Source organism: Myxococcota bacterium, from assembly GCA_039030075.1.
Classification (GTDB): domain Bacteria; phylum Myxococcota_A; class UBA9160; order UBA9160; family SMWR01; genus JAHEJV01.
This window is the reverse complement of the sequence record JBCCEW010000006.1, coordinates 210,497-231,181: the sequence shown is the minus strand read 5'-3', so window position 1 is coordinate 231,181 and position 20,685 is coordinate 210,497. Positions and strand designations below refer to the sequence as shown.

Sequence of the window (20,685 nt, the reverse complement as noted above, 5' to 3'; positions counted from 1 at the left end):
TTCGGAAGCGTGCGAAGACGCTAGTGGCGGAAGTGGCGCTTCCCCGTGAACACCATCGTGGCGCCCAGTCGATCGGCCGCGGCGACCACCTCGTCGTCGCGCACCGAGCCCCCCGGCTGCACGAAGGCGGTGGCACCGGCCGCAGCCGCCACTTCGAGACCGTCCGGGAACGGGAAGAACGCGTCGCTGGCCAGCGCCGAGCCGCGGAGGTCGAGGCCCACGCGCTTCGCCTTCTCGGTGGCGTGGTGAATCGCGTCGACGCGCGACGTCGCACCGCCGCCAATGGCCAGCGTGCCCTCGGCCGTGGCGAACACCACCGCGTTGCTCTTCACGTGCTTCACCACGGCCCAGCCGAAAGCGAGCGCGCGAAGCTCCTCCTCGCTCGGCTTGCGCTGGGTGGCGACCTGACTCGCCGCGACGTCTTCGAGGGCGAGGTCGGTCTCCTGGACCAGCACACCGCCGAAGACGCGGCGCAGATCGAGCTCGGCCTGGGGCATCCGCTCGGGATGGAAACGCAGGAGCCGGCGGTTCTTCTTCTTCTGCAGCAGCGCCAGGGCGTCGTCCTCGAACCCCGGAGCGATCAACACCTCGGTGAAGATCTCGTCGACGGCCTGGGCCATCGCCAGGTCGAAGGGGCGGTTCGCGACGATGATCCCGCCGAAGGGAGACTCGGGGTCGGTGGCGAAGGCACGTCGATATGCCTCGGCCGGGTCGTCCCCCAGCCCCACGCCGCACGGCGTGTTGTGCTTCAGGATCGCCACCGCCGATCGGGGGCTGTCCTGGAACTCCTGGATCAGGGCCAGAGCCGCCTGCACGTCGACGATGTTGTTGAAGGAGAGCTCCTTGCCGTGGAGCGGCTCGGCCACTTCGAGGAAGCGGCCGTAGAGCGCGGCGCGCTGGTGCGGGTTCTCGCCGTACCGGAGCGACGCCGAGCGCGCGAGCTCGACTTCGAGGCGCGGCGGGAACGGATCGTCGCCCTCGCTCGCGCGGGCCGCGAGCCAGGCGTGAATGGCGGTGTCGTAGCGCGCGGTGCGCTCGAAGGCGGTCAGGGCGAGGCGGGTCCGCGTCGCTTCGAGGAGCCCGCCGTGCTCGGCCAGCTCGGCGAGGATGCCATCGTAGTCGGCGGGATCGACGACCACGCCGACGTAGGCCTGGTTCTTCGCCGCGGACCGGATCATCGAGGGACCGCCGATGTCGATCTTCTCGATCGCCTCGGCGAGGGTCGTGTCCGGGTTCGCGACGGTCTCCTCGAAGGGGTAGAGGTTCACCACGACCAGATCGATGGTGGCGAGTTCGTGGGCCGCGAGATCGGCCTGATCACCGTCGTGGTCGCGGCGGGCGAGGATCCCGCCGTGGATCCGGGGGTGCAGCGTCTTCACGCGGCCGCCCAGCATCTCGGGGCTGCCGGTGAGTTGCTCCACCTCGGTGACGTCCAGGCCGGCGTCCTGGAGCGCCTTGGCCGTGCCGCCGGAGGCGACGAGTTCGACGCCCTGCTCACGCAGGCCCCGGGCGAAGTCGACGAGCCCGGTCTTGTCGGAAACGGAAAGCAACGCGCGCCCGACGGGGCGCGCGGGGTTCTGGGGGGTCATGCGCATCTCCTCGCAGCAGCGACGAAAAGCGGGCGTTGGGGGGGAAGTCGCGCGGAGGTGTACCGAGGGGCTGCGCTGGCGTCAAACGCTCGCGCCGGATTCTGCATACACCCGGGGGACCCGCTGGCCCACGCGCACCAGGAGCTCGTAGGAGAGGGTTTCGGCGTGGGCCGCGGCCGTCTCGATCGGCGCTACGACCGGCCCGCCGGGCTCCGCCACGCCGAAGACGGTCGCGAGCGCTCCGACGGTGATCGGGGCGTCTCCGACGTCGACGCCGACGCTGTCCATCGACACGCGCCCGGCGAGGGGCCGCAGCCCGCCCCCGAGCCACACCGCGCCGCGGTTGGTGAGGGAGATCGGCAGACCGTCGGCGTAGCCGAGACCGAGCGTCGCCACCGTCGTGTCACGGGGCGCCCGATAGCGCGCCCCGTAGCCCACCGCGTCACCGGCCCGCACGCGGCGGACGGCCACGACCGGCGCCCGCAGGCTCATCACGGGACGCAGAGTCGCGCTGCGCGTGACACAGGGCTGGGCGCCGTAGAGCATCAACCCGGGTCGGACCGCGTCGGGCGGAGGCCCCGCCAACTGGAGGTCGGGCCACGAGACGAGGCCGGCCGAATTGGCCACGTGCACCGACCCGAGCGGGACCTCGCCCGCGAGCGGACCGAGCACCGCCTGGAAGCGGCTCCACTGCTCGCGCGTCGGCTCGAGGTCCGCCTCGTCCGCGCGGGCGAAATGGGTCATCACCCCGGCAAGCTGCAGTGCGGGTTCCCGGTGCACCTCGCGCAAGAAGTCCGCGGCGGCGTCGGCCGGGAGCCCCATCCGGCGCATCCCCGTGTCGATCTCGACGTGAACCGGGGCGGGCGCCCCGCCCAGCCGCCTCGCGGCGCCGACCAGTCGCTCGCGCCCGCCCTCGTCGTGCACCACGGGCACGAGCCGAGTGGCAACGGCGGCCTCGGCTTCCGCCGCGTCCTGGGCTCCGGCCAGTACAAGTATGGGAGCCTGGATCCCGGCGTCCCGAAGCGTCGCGGCTTCCGAGACGCTCCAGGTGGCGAGCTGATCGCAGCCGGCATCGACCAGGGTCCGCGCCACGGGCTCGGCGCCGTGGCCATAGGCGTCCGCCTTGACGACGGCGATCACCGCCGCGCCACCCGCCAGGCGCTTCACCTCGGCGAAATTGGCGCGCAGCGCAGTCAGATCGATCGACGCGACGGCATGCCCCCGCGCCGGGGCGCGCACGGCAGACGTGGACAGCGCGACTCCCCCCTCTCCCTCGAGCGGCATAGCCTATCATCGGTCTCCCTCGGAGCCCCGAACCCCGGCTCCGGGCGAGACGAGTCGAGGGACGAGTTCGATTGGCATCCCAACCGCGTGAAGAGCCGCTCTCGGTGACGGTCAACGGGGAAACCCGCGCGGTTCCGGTGGGAGCGACGGTGCGCGGGCTCCTCGAGCTGCTAGAGCTCGATGGACGCCGTATCGCGGTGGCGATCCAACGCGATGTCGTTCCGCGTTCCGAGTTCGAGACGCGTCAGCTGCAGCCCGGCGATCGGGTGGAAATCCTGGAAGCCGTCGGAGGAGGATGAAGATGGAGTCGTACAGCCTCGGTTCTCACACGTTCCAGTCGCGCCTGATCATCGGCAGCGGCAAGTACGAGAGCTTCGAACAGAACCTCGCGTGCGCCGAGGCGAGCGGCGCCGAGATGGTGACCGTGGCCCTCCGCCGCACGAAGCTCGACGGCCCGCCCGGCACCCGACTCCTCGACGTCGTCTCGCCGGACCGATTCACGATCCTTCCGAACACGGCCGGCTGCTTCACGGCGGAGGACGCGATCACCACGGCGCGCCTGGGTCGCGAGCTCCTGAACACCGACCTCGTAAAGCTCGAGGTGATCGGCGACGAACGCACGCTCTTCCCCGACGTGGCCGCGACCCTGGAGGCGGCGAAGATCCTGGTCGACGACGGCTTCACCGTCCTGCCCTACATCACCGACGACCCGGTCTCGTGCCAGCGCCTCGAGGCAATGGGCTGCCCCGCGGTGATGCCGCTCGCGGCCCCGATCGGTTCCGGCCTCGGCATCCGCAACCCGGCCAATCTGCGCATCATCCTGGAAACCGTGCAGGTCCCGGTGATCGTCGATGCGGGTGTCGGCACGGCCAGCGATGCGGCGGTCGCGATGGAGTTGGGCGCGACCGCCGTCCTCATGAACACCGGCATCGCCGGCGCGAAGGACCCCTTGAAGATGGCCACGGCCATGAAGCACGCCGTCGAGGCGGGCCGCCTTGCCTACGAGGCCGGTCGGATGCCGAGACGCCTGTACGCCAACGCATCGAGCCCGCTCGACGGCGTCGCGTCGTTCTGACGTCGGACTTCCCGCCCACGGGCACGCCCGGTGCGCCGGTCCTCTGCTGGGTCGCCGACGGAGCGACGCTGCACCGGATCGGACGCGAAGGGTTGACGCGCAGCTTCGACGCTGGTGTCGACTGGCTACAGGTCCGTGAACGCAGCGGGGACACCGCGACTCTGCTCGAGATCGTCGACCTCGCCTGCAGCGCCGCGCGCCCGGCGAAGCGACCGGCGCGGGTGATCGTCAATCGCCGACTCGATGTCGCTCTCGCCGCCGGCGCTGACGGGGTCCATCTCGGCTTCGACGCGGTCCCGCCCGGGCACGCGCGGACCCTGCTCGGCTCCGAAGCGGTCGTCGGCTTCTCGGCCCACGCGCCCGAAGAGCTCGCCCGGACGCCCGACATCTCCTACGCCCATCTTGCGCCGATCTTCGATCCGCTCTCGAAACCCGCCGAGCGTCCGGCCCTCGGCCTCGCCGTGCTGCGCAAAGCCGCGCGGCATGGGGTACCCGTCTTGGCCCAGGGCGGGATCGATCTCGAGCACGCTCGCCCCGCGATCGAAGCGGGCGCGTCCGGCGTCGCCATCACCGGCCTACTCTCCTCCGCCTCCGACCCCAGCGGGCCCGCCCGCGCACTCCGGGAGATTCTCGATGTCTGACCGCGTGGCCGCGATCGCCCTGTTGGCGACGCTCTCTTTCTTCGCCTGCGCCGCCTCCGCGCCGAGCACGAAACTCGAGCAGCGCATCGTGACGGTGGCGGAGAAGATCAAACCGTCGGTCGTGCACATCGAAGCGATCGTGAAGGTCAACGACCGGCGCAGCCAGGCGACGGGCTCGGGTGTGATCGTCCGGGAGGACGGCGCCATCCTCACCAACGATCACGTCGTGAACGACGCCGAGAAGATCACCGTCAGCATTCCGGGTCGAAAGCGGAAGTACCCGGCACGACTCGTCGGCACCGATCGCCAGACCGACATCGCGCTACTCCAGATTCAGTCGGATGAACCCTTCCCGGCCGCCGTGCTCTCCGAGGAAGACGTGCGGGTCGGACAGTGGGTGCTCGCGATCGGCAACCCCTACGGACTCGACGGCACCGTCTCCCTGGGAATCGTCTCGGCGAAGGGCCGCAATCTGGAGATCCCGGATCTCCTGAACGACTTCATCCAGACCGATGCGATGATCGACCGGGGTTCCTCGGGCGGCCCGCTGGTCGACCTGGCGGGACGGGTGGTCGGGATCAACTCGCGAGGTCAGGGCCGCGGCATCGGGTTCACGATTCCGATCGATACGGCGCGCGACGTGATGGCCCAGCTCGAGGCCGGCGGCATCGAACGCGGCTTCCTCGGCATCATGTTCCAGTCGGTCGACCGCGATCTGGCCGACCACTTCGGGGTCGCGGACGCGACGGGCGTGCTCATCAACCACGTGCTCCCCGGTTCGCCCGCCGAGCAGGCAGGCCTCGAGACCGGTGACATCATCACGCGCTTCGATGGTCGGGACGTCGAGGCCGAGGAACAGGAAGACCTGGGCTCCTTCCAGCGCCTGGTCGCCCGCGTCGCCCCGGGTTCCGAGGTGGAAATCCGATACCTCCGCTCGGGAGAAACCCAGCGCACGAAGCTCGTGGTCGGAGACCAGCCGGCACTCGAGGGCGCCGAGGAAGAAAGCGACTTCGGGTTCCACGTGCAGGAGATCACGCCCCATCTCGCGCGAACCCACCGGCTCACGACCACCGAGGGCGCCTTCGTGACCTTCGTCGCGGATGGCTCGCCGGCGCGCGAGGCGGGCCTGCGGGTCGGCGACGTGGTCGTCCGCGTCGAGGAAACCGAGGTCGCGGATCTGGACGGATTCCGCGAAGCGCTGGACTCGGTGGAAGCGAGTGAGCGTTTCCTGCTGCTCGCGCGCCGAGGCGACGAGCTGAAGTTCCTGTTGGTCAAGCCGGCGAAGCGCGGTCGCAGCGATCGGGACGCGCGGCCCTGACAAGCGGCGGGGGCCCGGTCACACTCGGGCGGCGATGATGCGCGAGAGGGGGCAGAGAGCGCGGGCCTGGCTGGTCGCGGGTCTGGCGTGCGCCGCGTTGGTCGCCACGACGGCTGCAGCCGATGACCCGTTCCTTCGCCGCACCACCACCGTGCGGGTCGTCGAACAGGCGAGTCCCGCGGTCGTGAACGTGACGACCGAGCAGCGCGTGGCCCGCGGCAACCCCTTCCGCCCCTTCGCGCGCGACCCGATCTTCGATCGGTTCTTCCGCGACTTCTTCGAGCCGCGGGGTCCGGAGACGCGAGAGAACCTCGGCTCGGGTGTGCTGATCGATGCGAACGGCCACGTCCTCACGAACGAGCATGTCGTCAGCCAGGCCAGTCGGATCCGGGTCTCCCTCTCGGACGGGCGCGAGTTCGATGCCCGCCTGATCGGCGCCGACCCCAACCACGACATCGCGGTGCTCGAGGTCGATACCGAGGAGAAGCTCCCGTGGATCGAGCCCGGTCGGTCGGACGACCTGATGGTCGGTGAGCCCGTGATCGCGATCGGCAATCCGTTCGGGTTGTCCCACACGGTGACAACGGGTGTGATCTCTGCAACAGGTCGTTCGCTGCGCACCCAGAACCGCGTCTACCACGGCTTCCTGCAGACCGACGCGTCGATCAACCCGGGAAACTCCGGGGGGCCCCTGCTCAACGCCGAAGGGCGGCTGATCGGAATCAACACGGCGATCTACAACCAGGCCCAGGGGATCGGATTCGCGATCCCGATCGATGAAGCGCAGCGCGTCGTGCAGGAGCTGATCGATCACGGCGAGGTCTCCCCCGTCTGGCTCGGGCTCGAGTTCCAGGACCTCGAACCCGGCCTGATCGCCGCGCTCGAGCTTCCAGCGCAAACCCAAGGAGCCCTGGTGAGCCGCGTTCGGCCCGACAGCCCCGCCGCGCGCGCGCGCATCCAGCGGGGGGATATCGTGACCCGCTTCGATGGCCAGCGACTCCAGTCGGCGCGCGACTTCTTCGAGCGACTCGAACGCGCGACCGATGGCCAGCAGCTCGCGCTCGGCCTGCTGCGGGACGGCAAGCCGCTCGAACGCCGGGTGCGGGTCGAAGAGATCCCGGACGACTTCATCGCCACGGTGACCCGCGAGCGCACCGGGCTCACGCTGGTTCCCCACGAACGCGGGGGCTACCGGGTCGACGCGGTCCGGCCGGAGAGTGGCGCTGCAGAGATCGGACTGCGGCCCGGGGACGTCCTCCTCTCGATGGGGGGACGGGCGCTCGATGGCCCCGCTGCGCTGCGGCGTGCGGTGCTCGCCCTGCGCGGCCAGGCGCGGGCGCTGGTCGTGGTGGCCCGCGGCAACGGGCGATACCACGTCGCCCTCCCCTTGCTCTGATCGGGCCGCGTGGTTGGTCTCGGGATCGGCGGATACCCTAGGAGCTCCTGACCGGCCCAGCGGGAAACTGCGTCCTCGTGTGAACCCCCGCGCCGGCTCGGTCGTCCAAGGGTTCGACTTTCCAGCGCCGTCCGCCCCCGCCACGCGCGGCGGGCTCCGCGGCCAGCCGAGAGGGGGGCCCGCTCGTGACGCGCGGGCCAGGCCTCGCGGCACGCTTCGAAAAGGCGAAAACGCATGAAAACGATCGGCAAGTTTCTGGTGCTCGGCGGGCTGGCGCTCGCCGCCGTGGTCGCGACGGGCATGTTCGAGGTCCGCTGGAACCCGAACGAAGCCGTGGCCCTCGACCTCTTCGGAGACGATGACGACACCGACGTGGCCGCCGCGGGCGAACCCTTCTGGCAGGAGGGCTCGAACCGGGAACCGGTCGTTCCGCGAGGCGTCCCGGGGACCTTTGCCGATCTCGCCGAGGCCACTTCGCCCGGCGTCGTGAACATCAGCACCGAAAAGACGGTCGTCGGTCACTCGCTCGAGGACTTCTTCGGCCCGAACCTGCCCTTCCGGCTGCCCCGACAGCCCGAATTCCGCGAGCGCAAACGCAGCGTGCCCAGCCTCGGAACGGGTTTCGTCATCTCGAAGGAAGGCTTCATCGTCACCAACAACCACGTGATCGAGGATGTCGAGAAGATCACCGTGAAATTCTCGGATGGGGAAGAGCTTCCCGCCGAGATCGTCGGCCGCGACCCGAAGACGGACATCGCCCTGATCAAGGTCGATTCGGACCGACCGCTGTTCGCCCTACCGCTCGGCGACTCGGAGAGCGTGCGTCCCGGCGAGTGGGTGGTGGCGATCGGCAACCCGTTCGGGCTCGAGCACACGGTGACCGCCGGGATCGTGAGCGCGAAGCACCGCGACATCGACCACGGTGCCTACGACGACTACATCCAGACCGACGCCGCCATCAATCCCGGGAATTCGGGCGGACCGCTGCTGAACCTCGCGGGCGAGGTCATCGGCATCAACACCGCGATCAACCCGCGCGCCAACACCATCGGCTTCGCCGTGCCGATCGACATGGCGAAGGGCATCCTGCCGCAGCTCAAGGCCAACGGACGCGTGACGCGCGGCTGGCTGGGCGTGGTCATCCAGGGGGTCTCCCCCGAGATCGCCGAAGAACTCGACCTCGATGAGGCGGCCGGCGCGCTGGTTTCGAAGGTGGTCGAGGGCGGCCCGGCGGACGACGCGGGCATCGAAAAGATGGACGTCATCCGCAAGTTCGACGGTCAGTCCGTGGACGACTACGACGACCTTCCGCGCATCGTCGCCTCCACGCCCGTGAACAAGCGGGTCGAGATCGAGGTCCTTCGAGATGGAAAGCGCGTCACGCTGCGTCCGAAGATCGCGGTCCTCGAAGAGCCCGAAGCGCAGCTCGCTTCCGTCACGCCGACCACCGAGTCCGGCGCCGACGCCTTCGGCCTTCGGGTCCAGGACTTGTCGGACGACGTGGCCGAGCAGCTCGGCCTCGACAGCACGAAGGGCGTCGTCGTCTCGGCCGTCGATCCCGAGGGTCCGGCTCGCGAAGCCGGCATCCGCCGGGGCGACGTGATCCTCGAAGTCGATCGCAACGAGATCGACGACGCAGGAGAGCTCGAACAGGTCCTGGCCAACGCCGACGATCGCGCGCTCATGCTGATCCGACGCGGCGAGAACCAGCTCTACATGACGGTCGAGCGCGCCGGCTGACACTTCGGTGCGGCAACGGGCGGTGCTCCCGCGGGGAGCTGCCGCTCGTTTGCGTATGGGCGAGAGCGAGCGCACTCCGTAGAAGCGCGTCGCCGTTCTCGCCTTCGGGCCTTGAAGCGCCGAAACCCGTGCTTAGGGTTCGGCCATGCGATACGACAAGCTCACGATCAAGAGCCAGGAAGCCCTCGCCGAAGCGCAGTCGACGGCGGGCTCCCGGGGACATAGCGAGATCCTCCCGGCGCACCTGCTCGGCGCGCTGATCGGGCAGCCCGAAGGCAGCACGGTCCCCGTGCTCCAGAAACTCGGCGTTCCGATCGACATGCTCCAAGGGAAGCTCGAGGAGGTCCTCGAGACGCTTCCGAAGGTGTCCGGCGGTGCCCAGTCCCAGCTGGCGCGCAGCACGTCCCGCGTACTGGAGAAGGCCTTTGGCGAAGCCGAGCAGCTGAAGGACGAGTACGTCTCGACCGAGCACCTGCTGCTTGCGATCGCCGCCGAGAAGGACGACGCCGCGGGGAGCGCGCTGCGTGCGCTCGGCGTGGACCGCGAGTCCATCCTGAAGGCCTTGGCATCCGTCCGCGGCGGCGCCCGCGTGACCGACCCCGACCCGGAGTCGAAGTATCAGGCGCTCGAGAAGTTTGGACGCGACCTCACCGACGTCGCCCGCAAGGGGAAGATCGATCCGGTGATCGGGCGCGACGAAGAGATCCGTCGGGTCGTCCAGGTTCTGTCGCGTCGCACGAAGAACAACCCGGTGCTGATCGGCGAGCCCGGCGTGGGCAAGACGGCCATCGCCGAGGGCCTGGCCCAGCGCATCGTCGCCGGCGACGTGCCCGAGAGCTTGAAGGAGCGCCAGCTCGTCTCGCTCGACATCGGCGCGATGATCGCGGGGAGCAAGTACCGCGGCGAGTTCGAAGACCGCTTGAAGGCGGTGCTGCGCGAGGTCGCCGAGGCCGACGGCCAGGTGATCGTCTTCATCGACGAGCTCCACACGATCGTGGGCGCGGGTGCCGCCGAGGGCGCCGCCGACGCTGCGAACATGCTGAAGCCCGCACTCGCGCGGGGAGAGCTGCGCTGCATCGGCGCCACCACCCTCGACGAGTACCGCAAGCACGTCGAGAAGGACGCCGCCCTCGAGCGCCGCTTCCAGCCCGTCCACGTGGGCGAGCCCAGCGTCGAGGACACGATCTCGATTCTGCGCGGGCTGAAGGAGCGCTACGAGGTCCACCACGGCGTTCGCATCCAGGATGCCGCGCTCGTCCAGGCCGCCGTGCTCTCCAACCGCTACATCACCGACCGCTTCCTCCCAGACAAGGCCATCGACCTCGTGGACGAAGCCGCCAGCCGCGTGCGGGTCCAGATCGACTCGATGCCCGAGGATCTCGACCAGCTCGAGCGCAAGCGCTTGCAGCTCGAGGTCGAGCGCGAGGCGCTGAAGAAGGAGTCGGACGAGGCCAGCGCATCGCGCCTCGAGGCGGTCGAGCGCGAGATCGCGGAGCTCCGTTCGGAGTCCGACGCCATGAAGGCCCGCTGGGAGACGGAGAAGAGCGCGATCGCCCATGTCCAGGAACTGAAGGGACGTCGCGAAGAGCTCAACGCGGAGCTCGAGCGCGCTCAGAAGCAGGGACAGCTCGAGCGCGCCGCCGAGATTCGCTACGGCGAGCTGGTAGAGCTCGAGAAGGATCTCGAGGCCGAACAGACCCGCCTCGACGCCATTCAGAAGGAAGGCTCGCTCCTCTCCGAGGAAGTCTCGGCCGAGGAAGTGGCGGAGATCGTGTCGAAGTGGACCGGCATCCCGGTCTCGAAGATGCTCGAGAGCGAGCAGGCGAAGCTGCTGTCGATGGAGGAGCAGCTGCGGGTGCGGGTGGTCGGACAGGACGCCGCGCTCACCGCCGTCTCGTCCGCGGTGCGCCGCGCGCGGGCCGGCCTCCAGGACCCGGATCGCCCGATCGGCTCCTTCATCTTCCTCGGACCGACCGGCGTCGGGAAGACCGAGACGGCCCGCGCCCTGGCACAGTTCCTCTTCGACGACGAGCGGGCGATGGTGCGGATCGACATGAGCGAGTTCGGCGAGAAGCACTCGGTGTCGCGCCTGATCGGCGCACCCCCCGGCTATGTCGGGTACGAAGAGGGGGGCGCCCTGACCGAGGCGGTCCGCCGCCGCCCCTACAGCGTGGTGCTCTTCGACGAGATCGAGAAGGCGCACCCGGAGGTGTTCAACGTCTTCCTTCAGATCCTCGACGACGGTCGCCTGACTGACGGACAGGGGCGCACGGTCGACTTTCGGAACGTGGTCCTGATCATGACGTCGAACATCGGAAGCCAGCACATCGTGGAGCTCGGCGAGGACCAGCGCGACGAGATGCTGCGACGGGTCGACGAGGCGCTGCGGGGCCACTTCAAGCCCGAGTTCCTGAATCGCGTCGACGAGACCATCGTCTTTCATCAGCTCGGCCGCGAGCACTTCCATCGGATCGTCGACATCCAGCTCGATCGCGTGAAGCGTCTGCTCAGCGATCGTCGCATCGAGATCGAGGTCAGCGACCGCGCGAAGGATCTGCTGGCCGAGAAGGGCTACGACCCGCACTACGGTGCAAGACCGCTGAAGCGTGTGATCCAGCGGATGCTCCAGGATCCGCTCGCGATGAAGATCCTCGAGGGCGAGTATCCCGAGGGCGCGAAGGTCCAGATCGACGCAGACGACGAGGCGTTGAGCTTCCGAGCCGCCTAGTCCAGGGGGGCGGATGCGCCCCCTGAGGACTGGATCCCCGAGCACCGGATCGCGTAGGGTGGTCCGTCGCGATGGGTGCCGGCTTGATCTATGTCCTCGTCTTCCTGGGCGGCACCGCTGCGCTGTCCTGGGAGATCGTCTGGCAGCTCCAGGCGAGTCTCGCGTTCGGAGTCTCGGCCCTGGGCACCGCGCTCACCTTGGCGGTCACACTCGGCGGCTTCGGCGTGGGTTCCCTGTGTGCCGGGCGCTGGCTCGCTTCTCGCCCGCTTCGACACCCGCTGCGTGCCTACGGCGCACTCGAAGCGCTGATCGGAGGGAGCGGCCTCTGGATGTTGCCAGGCTTCCGCGCCCTGGAGTCGCTCGACGCATCCCTCTATGCGTGGTCACCTGCTTGGGGGCCCTGGCTCCAGGGCCCTGCGATCGCGCTTCTGCTGGCACCGGCCACGCTGGCGATGGGTGCGAGCGTTCCCGTCTTCCAGCAGATCGCCCAGCGGCACGCCGTCCGCATCTCGACGCTCTATGCCAGCAACACCGCGGGCGCGGCCGCCGGAGTGCTCGGCATGAGCTTCGCGCTGATGCCCGCGCTCGGAGTATCACGGACCGTGCTCTGCATCGCCGGCGTCAACCTCGCCGTCGCGGCGATCGCGATGCTGCCCCGGTCGGTCGGCGTACACGCCCCCGAGGAGGAATCCGCGACCGCAGGCCTTCCGATCCTGTCACGGCAACAGGCCCTCTGGCTGGTGGCGTGCACCGGGTTCGCGACCTTCGCGCTCGAAGTCGCCTGGTTTCGCGCGCTGCGGACCGCCTTCTGGAGCACGGTGGCCACCTTCGCAATCACCCTGGCGGCCGTCCTGATCCCCCTGGCGCTCGGGGCGCGCTGGGTTCCGTGGTTGCGGACGCGTGGTTGGCGCCCAACGACGCTCCTCATGGCCGCGGGGGTCGCAACGCTGCTGGCCACGCCGCTGATCGAGCGCATGGATCTCGTGACCCAGGTCGCGGGCTCTCAGGCCTGGGTGACGACGCGCTGGTTTCTCACCTCGCTACTGCTCGTGAGCCCAGCCGTGCTGTGTCTCGCCACGGTGCTGCCCTGGTGCCTCGAGGCCTTCCCGGAGAGCGGGTTCACCGGACGACTCTACGCGGTCAACACGTTCGCTTCGGTCGTCGGTTCGTTGGTCGCCGCCTGGCTGCTGTTGCCCGTCCTCGGCTTTGCACGCAGCGCGTGGCTCGTGGGGGTGTTGGTGATCGCTGTCGCCACCCTGGTGGGAGCGCGGCCCCGCTGGCAGGGCCTCACCGCCGCGGCGGTGTCGCTCGCGCTGGCCGCCGCGTTCGCCTCGAGCCCCGGACGCGACCGGCTGTACCGCAGCGGGAAGTCCCAGGAGCGCATCGTCGCCCACGCCGAAGGTCCCGACTTCACGACGTCGGTGCTCGAATCGCCCTCCGGGCGCAGACGACTCCTGATCGACGGCTTCTCCGCCACGTCGGAGGACTGGTTCAGCCACTACATGGTGTGGATGGGCAGCCTGCCCGCCGTCCTCCACCCGAGCCCCGAGACCGGACTGGTGATCTGCTTCGGCACCGGTCAAACGGCGAACGCGCTGCGACACGAGGGACTCCGTGCGGTCGACCTCGTCGACGTCAGTCCGGCGGTGTTCGAGCTGGCCCCCCTGTTTCGCTCGAACTCGGCCGTGCTCGACGATCCGCGCGTCACGCCGGTCGTGATGGACGGTCGCGCTTGGTTGCGACGGAACGAGCGCGGCTACGACGTGATCACCCTCGAACCGATGCCTCCGAACTTCGCTGGCGTGAACTCCCTGTACTCGCGCGAGTTCTACGAGATCGTGAGCGAGCGCCTCGCGCCCGGAGGCGTCGTGGCCCAATGGCTCCCGATCCATCTCGTCACGCCGGAGCACGCCGCCAGCATCGCCGCGACCTTCGCCGCCGTGTTTCCCGACAGCGTGATCTGGATGGATCCGATCTCGCCCACCGGCATCCTGCTCGGTCGGCGGGAGAGCGGCGACCGAGCGCTCGGCCAGGAGTGGCCCGGCCTGTCCCGCCGCCAACCCGAACGACTGACCACCCTCTCGGCCGAAGAGATCCGCCGGAGCCTGTGGCTCGATGGGAAGGCGCTGCGCCGTTTCGCGGAGGGCCACCCGTTGATCACAGACGACAACCAGCTCCTGCAGTACAGCGCGCTGCGCGCGGGGATGGATGGCACCCGAAGCCGACGGGTGCTCCGCGAGAACATGGAGCGTCTCGGAGCAGCCGCGGGCCGTGAGGCCTACGCGCGCCCACGCCCCCGGTGACGCGTCAGGCGGAACGCGCGTCGCTGCGACGCACGGAGGCGACCAGCAGCCCGAGCGCCACGACGACGAGACCGAGGCAGACGAAAAGGAACGAGGCGTAGCTCCCCTGTGCGTCGCGGATCGCCCCCGCCAGGAGTGGCAGCGCCGCACCGAAGGGAAGCAGACAGACGTTCGCGAGACCGACGCCGCTTCCCAGCGCGCCCGCCCCGAAACGCTTCGCGAGCAGCGCCGCGAAGACGGGCATGGTGCCGCCGGTCGCCACGCCGGTGATGACGAGGGTCGCGATCACCCAGGGCAAGCCGGGCCCCGTCGCGAGCACCCCGAAGCCCAGACCCACCACGGCCAGGATCGACCCCATGATCAGCGACGGTGGCACGCGATCGGCGAGTGCGCCGAGCGCCAGCGTTCCGATGACCGCGATGCCCTGAGAGAACGCGAGCAGGAGCCCCGCCTGACGCGACCCCAACCCCATGTCGTCCAGGAAGGGTCCCACCTGGGAGTACCAGCTGCTGAGCACGCCGACCCCGGCGCCGAACGCGAGCGCCGCCAGCCAGAAAGCCGGATTCCAGGCGAGCGGGGTGGGAGCCCCCTCTGGGGCTTCGGGGACGGTCTCCGACGTCGCGGGATGGAGTTCGCGCGGGATCCCGAAGAACACGGCAGGCACGCAGACCACCGCTGTGACGATCGAGAAGAGCTGGAGGGCGGTGCGCCAGCCCCAGCTCTCGATGACGACGCCGGCCAGGGCCGCGAACAGGAGTCCACCCAGCGGGACACCCATGTTGGCGATGCCCAAGGCGCGCCCGCGGCCATCGGCCACCGCCTTGCCAACCACTGCCATCGTGGTGAGCGGCCCGAGCGTTGGCACCGCTCCGCCGATGTAGACACAGAGCAGGGCCAGAGACGCAAGGCTCTCGGCCTGGGAAGCGAACCAGAACCCGGTACTGAGCACGAAAGTGCCGGCGAACATGGCGTGCCGCGGCGTGCCCCGATCCAGCCAGAGCCCGACCGGAACCCCGGAAACCCCGAGCATCAGCGTGATGATCGAGACGCCGGCGCTCACCGCCAGGGTCGAGGCCGAGAAGGCCTCGGCCACCGGGCGCACGAAGAGGCTGAAGGCTCCGATCGTCGAACCGATGGCAACGGCCTGAGCGGCGAAGGTGGCGGCAACGATGCCGCGGGTGCGGGCGTCCATGGGCGCCGCAGTGTAGGCCGAAAGCGCGCGGTACGCGGGGAGCGACATCCAGCCGCCCCCCGCCCCGCTCTATCCCATCGCGTACCAGAACTCTTCCTGGACGACCTTCCCCGACTCGACCGTGTAGAGGCCCACCTCCACGAGCCGATTGCGCTCCTGGGTCGGCTTGTGGGTCACGTCCATCTCGAAGAGCACGGCGAAGCGCGCCGGATCCCCGCCGCAGAAGGGCCCGAGCGCCTTCGTCTCGTGCACTTCGTGCATCCCCGACCAGTTGACGTTCTTCTCGCGCACCGCGCTCAGGCCCTCGGTCCGGGCCTTGAAGGGACCCTGATCCGCAGCCTCCAGGCTGACCACCTTCTCGCCGTACAGCGTATCGACCGCCTCGAGGGTCTTGCCCTGCTGGCAGAGCCGCACGAGTTCCGTTCCGATCTCCGTCGCGTTCATCTCGTTTCCTCCGATGGGCGGGGAAGCGCGTGCCCCCTGCCGATTCACCGGGAGGCTATCCGCAGATAGGACACGAAATGTCCTATTTTTGTCCACACTGGGACCGAGCCGGCCGGAGGAGCAAGCGTTTGAACCGCACCGAGCGCCACGACGCGTTGATCGCCGAACTCCGGGCGCGCCGCGGCGCGTCGATGACCGACCTCGCCGAAGCGCTCGGCGTCTCGGTGCGAACCGTGCGCCGCGACGTCGCTGCATTGCGGCGACGCGGGTTCGACATCGAGGGCGAGCGCGGTCGGGGCGGCGGCGTTCGCTTCGCCCGCTTCGCGCCGCTCCCCCCGATTCAACTCGATGAGGAACAGGCCGTGAGCTTGTGGCTCTCGGTCGAGATCGCCCGACGCATCCACGGGCTGCCGTTCTCGCGGGGCGGAAGCGCGGGCGTCAACAAGCTCCTCGCACGGCTCCCCGACGAGCGACGCCATCAGCTGCGGAGGTTGTGCGACCGCATCCAGGTCGGCGACCCGGCCACGCCGAGCCTACGGGCGTCGGCCGGTCCGACTTCGCCTTCGCTCCTCGATGCGTTCGAACGCGCGTTCCGCGAGGAACGCTGCCTGGGGTTCGGCTACGTGGACCGCATGGGCGCCCGGACCCAACGCCGGGTCGAACCTCACGGCCTCTACGTCGAGCTACCGGTCTGGTACGTGCTGGCGATCGACGTCGAAAAGGACGCGCGCCGCATGTTTCGGATGGATCGGATCTCGCGCCCCCGGGTACTGCAACAGCGCTTCGCCCCGAAGCCGCTGGCACTCGATCCGCGCGAATGGCGACGACCGAGAGACGTGGCCCGCTAGATCTGGCCTTCCTTGATCCCCGAGAAGTCCATGAAACCGTCGCGGGAGTAGCCGCAGGCCGTGTCGGGCTGATCGAGCAGCAGCTGCGCGTGCTCTTGATCGATGGCGTCCGTGGTCAGACGGTGCTCGAGGGTACGCGCGCGTTCGAGCACCTGTCGGCCCCGCGCTGCGTAGTCGTGGGTCTCTTCGCGAGACGCGAGACACAAGAGCACCGCTCCCATCTCGAGGTGATAGTCGATCCGGTCGGGCGTGATCGCCATCGCCTGCTCGATGTAACCGAGGGCGCGCTTCTTGTCGCCGCGAACACCGATCGCGTACTCGAGCCAGAACCACTCCGGGAGCAACCGATAGAAGGAAGAAGCGGCGAGGTAAAGGTTCGCCTTCGTGTGGTTCCAGTCGTTGTCGGCGTAGGTGGGCTCGAGCGCGATGCCACGATCGATCAGCTCGGCCATGGGCTGGGCCAGGCGAGCCGACTCGAGGGCGCCGACGGTCGTGGCGAGGCGTCCCATCGAGGCCATCTTCCAGAACACGCACTCACCGCATTCCGGCGCCGCCGTGAGGGAGCGATCCGCCCACTCCAATGCTCGGTTGAACGCCTGTCGTCGCGGCTCTTTCGCGTTGAGGGGCAGCATCTCCCCGGAGCGCCAGTGGTTGCGCGCCATGCGCCAGGCGATGAAGGCGGAATCGGGGTGGGCGCGCGCCAGGGGCTCGTAGCCTGCAATCGCTGAGTCGAAGTCTCCGGCCACTTCACGCGCATAGGCCTTGCGCCATGCCGTGCGCTGCTTCGCGTCCAGCAGGGTCGCCAATTCGTGGGGCACCCCTTCGGCGGCCGCGCCGTTCGATGCGGCGACCCCATTCGACGCGGCAGTCCCATTCGATGCAGCGGGCGCGATCTCGGACTCGGACGCGACCGCCACGATCCCCACGAGAAACAGCGCAACACCGAGCCCGAACCTCACCCCACTGGGTCTGCCCACGAATTCCCCCTGCGGCCGCGAACCCTAGTTCAATCGTCGGCTCGATGCTGGGCAGCCGATCCGAAGCGGCGCACCAGGTGGTCGCGCCAGGCATCGGCGAGCGCGGGGTGCTCGATGGCCCGGCGCGCCAGATCCGCGTCGCCTTCTCCCCGTGCAAAGGACTGGAGCTGCGCGATCGAGACCTTTGGGCGCCCGATCGTTTCGCGTGCGAACGCATCCCCGGCCTCGACCCGTCCAGGCTCGAGGACCCGCAGATAGAACCCCGACCGGCCGCTCTGGAGAAACGCCTTCGGGAGATCGGGACGCCCGTGGCGGAGACCGAGCTTGTGGCACGGGATCCGCGGCTGTGTCACCTCGAGCAGCGCGGTCCCCGCACGAAACCGGTCCCCCAGGTTCACCTCGTCCTCGAGCGCCCCTTCGAGGGTCAGGTTCTCACCGAAGGCGCCCCAGGCGAGCTCGGCTTCACCGAGCCACTCGCTCCAATGCGCATAGTGCGCACTCGGATAGGCATAGACCGCCTTGTCGACGCCCCCGTGCACCTCCAGATCCGCCTGCCCGTCCCCCTCCAGGTGCACGCGCTCGACGCGCACCGCGCCCGAGACGGCCTGCTTGAAGATTCCGGTACGTACCGTCTTCCCGCGCCACGAAACGTCGCGAGGGAGGCCCACATTGACGGAGAGAATACGCATGCGCGGAGGCTAGCCGGTCGCCGCGGACGGTGGACGGAGCCTTCAGCCCAGGGTCAGGACGCCCGCGCCGTCGAGCCGACCCGTGCGACCACAACCCTCTTCGCTCACGAGCGCTCCGAGTGCGTCCGCGTCGGTCACGTTGCCCCAGGTGCGGCGGCCGTCGGGAAGCAGACACGCGACATGGGCCGTCTTGGGCGCACCCCGCTCGTACATCACGGTGTACGCCTCGACGTCGACCCTACCCTCTGCGTCGACGCAGACCTCTCGCTTCGGAACCCGATCCAGCTCTTCCTGGAGATCCGCGTGGCGGAACGGGCTCTGCGGCTTCTCGGTGCTGTAGAGACAGAGGGCATGCTTCGTCAGGTAGCCGCCGTTGCCGGTGCAGAGCCCGAGCGCCCCGGCATCGGCGCGCAACACCTCGGCCATGCGCGCGATCCCGTGCAACGTGTAGTTGTTGAGCGGCCCACCTCCGAAGGTCAGGCCCCCTGTCACGGTCAGTCGGCGCGTCGGGTCGAGGCCGAGCTCGGCGGCCGATACCTGGACCGCGACCGGGAAGCAGCTGTAGAGGTCGCAGTGATCGATCTCGCTGGGCGCCACGTCGGCCAACGCGAACAGGCGCTCGCCGCAACGGCGAATGGCCGGCGACTCGGCCAGCGACTGGCGCTCGGAGACGAACTCGTGGTCGCGACCGTCGGTGGCAGCGATCGGGTACACCCACTTCTCACGGGGGATCTCGAGGCGGATCGCCACGGCCTCGGTGGTCAGGATCACCGAGGCGGCCATGTCGACCCGCGGGTTCGCGTTCATCAAGCGCGGATAGGGAAAGCTGACGGCGGGATTGTCGGGCCCCGGGGTGGCGATCTCGTGCGCCGTCTTGCGATCGCGGATCCAGGCCGTCGGGTTCCCGGCCGCCACTTCGCTGAAACTCGCCCAGAGCTTCGAGATGCGCTCGCGATGGGCATCGACGCTCTCGCCGCGGGCGTGACGCAAGGCGATCTCGAAGATCGGGTACACCTGCACGGGCGCCAGCACACCCCGCGCCTCTTCCGCCGGGTGACCGAGCGGAAGTTCGCTTCCGAATACGAGGTCCGGCGTACCGGGCGCCTTGCGCCGGCTCGGGCGCTCACCGGCGCGTTTCGCCATGGCGCGGGAGCGTCCGCACTCGGCCCCGGTCACGACGATCACCTCGTGCTCGCCGCGCTGGAGCGCCAGGCAGCTCTTCGAGACGACGGTCTGGCCGAAGTTGCCCCCGAAGGCAGAGATCGCGGTCTCGGCTCCGGGGCAGCCGAGCTCCTGCGCGACCGCGCGTCCCGGATCTTCGTAGGACCACGCGCCGCGGATCACTCGCACGCTCGACGCGCGCTGGAGGAGCGCGGGACAGCCCGCGTCGTCGGCCGCCGCACGCGCGGCCTGGATCATCAGCGCGAGCGGCTCTTCGGCGTCGCGCCAGTCGTCTTCTCGCTGCAGGATCTGTCCGACTCCGACGAGGATCGGCGTCGGGGCCGCGTCGCTCACGGAATCTCTGCCCGGACGAAGGCGCCGGCACGATCGAGCGATGCGCGGCCTTCGGGAATCAGCACCGCCAGGCCGTGGAAGCCGTGGATCATCTCGGGATTCACCTCGAGGGTCACGGCCACTCCATCGCGACCCGCGCATGCTGCCAGACGCGTCGAGTCGTCACGCGTGATGTCGATCTCTCCGCATGACAGGAAGAGCGGGGGCAGGCCGGCGAGGTCGGCATGGATCGGCGACAGGAGCGGATCGCGCACGTTTCCGTCGGGCCCCGCATAGTCGCGGCCACGCGCGCGGATCCAGTCGGGGTGCACGTAGGGGTCCACTCCGCGGGGGTTGGCGGCCGCGTCGCCACTGGCCTCGAGGTCGTACCAGCCCGTCAGCCCGACGAAGGCGGCCGGAAGCGGCTCGCCGGCGTCGCGCAGTCGCAAGAGCAGCGCGATGCCGATGCCGCCGCCACACGAGTCGCCGGCCACCACGATCCGGTCGGGCGCGATGCCCTCGGCGAGCAAGGCCCGATAGACCGCGTGCGTGTCGTCGAGCGCGGCGGGATAGCGGTGCTCCGGCGCAAGCCGGTAACCGAACACGACGCCGCGCGCCTGGAAGTGGCGGGTGAGCGTCGCGAGATAGGGGATGTAGTGCTCGACGTATGTCGACACGAAGGCGCCACCATGCACCATCAGGATCACACGACTCTCGTCACTCTCGGGTGTCGACACCCAAGCGGACGGCACCCCGCCGATCGCGACCTCGTCGACCCGCACGTCGTCGGGGTATTGGGTCGGATGGATCCGATGCATCTTCTCGCGCACCAGGTCCGGCGGATCTTCGGGGATTGCCAGGCCCGGCTTCAGGGCCTTGCGGAGCTGCTCGTACTCGGGGCTCGCCATGGGTCCTCGGGGGTGGAAGGGAGCGCGATCATAGTCGATCCCCGGCCCCCGCCGGACCT

General features: G+C 69.4%; 17 protein-coding genes. 9 read left to right on the top strand and 8 right to left on the bottom strand.

Annotated elements, in window-relative coordinates:
• Positions 1–20: 20 nt before the first annotated feature.
• Positions 21–1,589 (bottom strand): bifunctional phosphoribosylaminoimidazolecarboxamide formyltransferase/IMP cyclohydrolase, encoded by a 1,569-nt coding sequence (purH, locus tag AAF430_09110; GenBank protein ID MEM7410379.1) that lies wholly within the window; start codon positions 1,587–1,589, stop codon positions 21–23.
• Between the two features lie 81 nt (positions 1,590–1,670).
• The gene (gene alr / locus AAF430_09105; GenBank protein ID MEM7410378.1) at positions 1,671–2,873 is read right to left on the bottom strand and encodes an alanine racemase; all 1,203 of its coding nucleotides are present in this window, start codon (positions 2,871–2,873) and stop codon (positions 1,671–1,673) included.
• A gap of 71 nt (positions 2,874–2,944) precedes the next feature.
• Between alr and thiS the strand changes: the two genes are divergently transcribed.
• The 8 genes from thiS to AAF430_09065 all read left to right on the top strand — a co-directional run bounded on the left by thiS (position 2,945) and on the right by AAF430_09065 (position 14,074).
• A complete protein-coding gene (thiS, locus tag AAF430_09100) occupies positions 2,945–3,172 on the top strand; it encodes a sulfur carrier protein ThiS (GenBank protein ID MEM7410377.1) in 228 nt (75 codons plus the stop codon).
• Positions 3,169–3,948: a thiazole synthase gene (locus AAF430_09095; protein MEM7410376.1), complete on the top strand. Its 780-nt coding sequence runs from the start codon at positions 3,169–3,171 to the stop codon at positions 3,946–3,948. The genes thiS and AAF430_09095 overlap by 4 nt, the downstream gene beginning before the upstream one ends.
• Before the next feature lie 92 nt (positions 3,949–4,040).
• A complete protein-coding gene (locus AAF430_09090; GenBank protein MEM7410375.1) occupies positions 4,041–4,589 on the top strand; it encodes a thiamine phosphate synthase in 549 nt (182 codons plus the stop codon).
• Positions 4,582–5,907: a trypsin-like peptidase domain-containing protein gene (locus AAF430_09085; protein ID MEM7410374.1), complete on the top strand. Its 1,326-nt coding sequence runs from the start codon at positions 4,582–4,584 to the stop codon at positions 5,905–5,907. The genes AAF430_09090 and AAF430_09085 overlap by 8 nt, the downstream gene beginning before the upstream one ends.
• A 34-nt stretch (positions 5,908–5,941) precedes the next feature.
• Positions 5,942–7,303, top strand: coding sequence for a trypsin-like peptidase domain-containing protein (locus AAF430_09080; protein ID MEM7410373.1), 1,362 nt, complete (start codon positions 5,942–5,944; stop codon positions 7,301–7,303).
• A gap of 234 nt (positions 7,304–7,537) precedes the next feature.
• Positions 7,538–9,043 (top strand): Do family serine endopeptidase, encoded by a 1,506-nt coding sequence (locus AAF430_09075; GenBank protein MEM7410372.1) that lies wholly within the window; start codon positions 7,538–7,540, stop codon positions 9,041–9,043.
• Between the two features lie 145 nt (positions 9,044–9,188).
• Positions 9,189–11,771: an ATP-dependent chaperone ClpB gene (gene clpB / locus AAF430_09070; GenBank protein MEM7410371.1), complete on the top strand. Its 2,583-nt coding sequence runs from the start codon at positions 9,189–9,191 to the stop codon at positions 11,769–11,771.
• A 71-nt stretch (positions 11,772–11,842) separates the two neighbouring features.
• A complete protein-coding gene (locus tag AAF430_09065; protein ID MEM7410370.1) occupies positions 11,843–14,074 on the top strand; it encodes a fused MFS/spermidine synthase in 2,232 nt (743 codons plus the stop codon).
• A 4-nt stretch (positions 14,075–14,078) separates the two neighbouring features.
• On the opposite strand, the gene AAF430_09060 is transcribed toward AAF430_09065, so the two are convergent.
• Positions 14,079–15,266: an MFS transporter gene (locus AAF430_09060; protein ID MEM7410369.1), complete on the bottom strand. Its 1,188-nt coding sequence runs from the start codon at positions 15,264–15,266 to the stop codon at positions 14,079–14,081.
• Positions 15,267–15,335: 69 nt separating this feature from the next.
• Entirely contained in the window at positions 15,336–15,710 is a 375-nt protein-coding gene (locus AAF430_09055; protein ID MEM7410368.1) for a SnoaL-like domain-containing protein, read from the bottom strand.
• A 128-nt stretch (positions 15,711–15,838) separates the two neighbouring features.
• Here AAF430_09055 and AAF430_09050 point away from each other — a divergent pair, with 128 nt between their 5' ends.
• Positions 15,839–16,558, top strand: coding sequence for a WYL domain-containing protein (locus AAF430_09050; GenBank protein ID MEM7410367.1), 720 nt, complete (start codon positions 15,839–15,841; stop codon positions 16,556–16,558).
• On the opposite strand, the gene AAF430_09045 is transcribed toward AAF430_09050, so the two are convergent.
• From AAF430_09045 to AAF430_09030, 4 genes are read right to left on the bottom strand one after another with little or no spacing between them, the layout of a single operon-like run.
• Positions 16,555–17,517: a hypothetical protein gene (locus AAF430_09045; protein ID MEM7410366.1), complete on the bottom strand. Its 963-nt coding sequence runs from the start codon at positions 17,515–17,517 to the stop codon at positions 16,555–16,557. The genes AAF430_09050 and AAF430_09045 overlap by 4 nt on opposite strands.
• A gap of 47 nt (positions 17,518–17,564) precedes the next feature.
• On the bottom strand, positions 17,565–18,224 hold the full coding sequence (locus tag AAF430_09040; GenBank protein MEM7410365.1) for an MOSC domain-containing protein: 660 nt from the start codon (positions 18,222–18,224) through the stop codon (positions 17,565–17,567).
• A 42-nt stretch (positions 18,225–18,266) separates the two neighbouring features.
• A complete protein-coding gene (locus AAF430_09035; protein MEM7410364.1) occupies positions 18,267–19,739 on the bottom strand; it encodes a hypothetical protein in 1,473 nt (490 codons plus the stop codon).
• Positions 19,736–20,626, bottom strand: coding sequence for an alpha/beta hydrolase (locus AAF430_09030; GenBank protein MEM7410363.1), 891 nt, complete (start codon positions 20,624–20,626; stop codon positions 19,736–19,738). Before AAF430_09030 ends, AAF430_09035 begins: the two co-directional genes overlap by 4 nt.
• Positions 20,627–20,685: the final 59 nt, after the last annotated feature.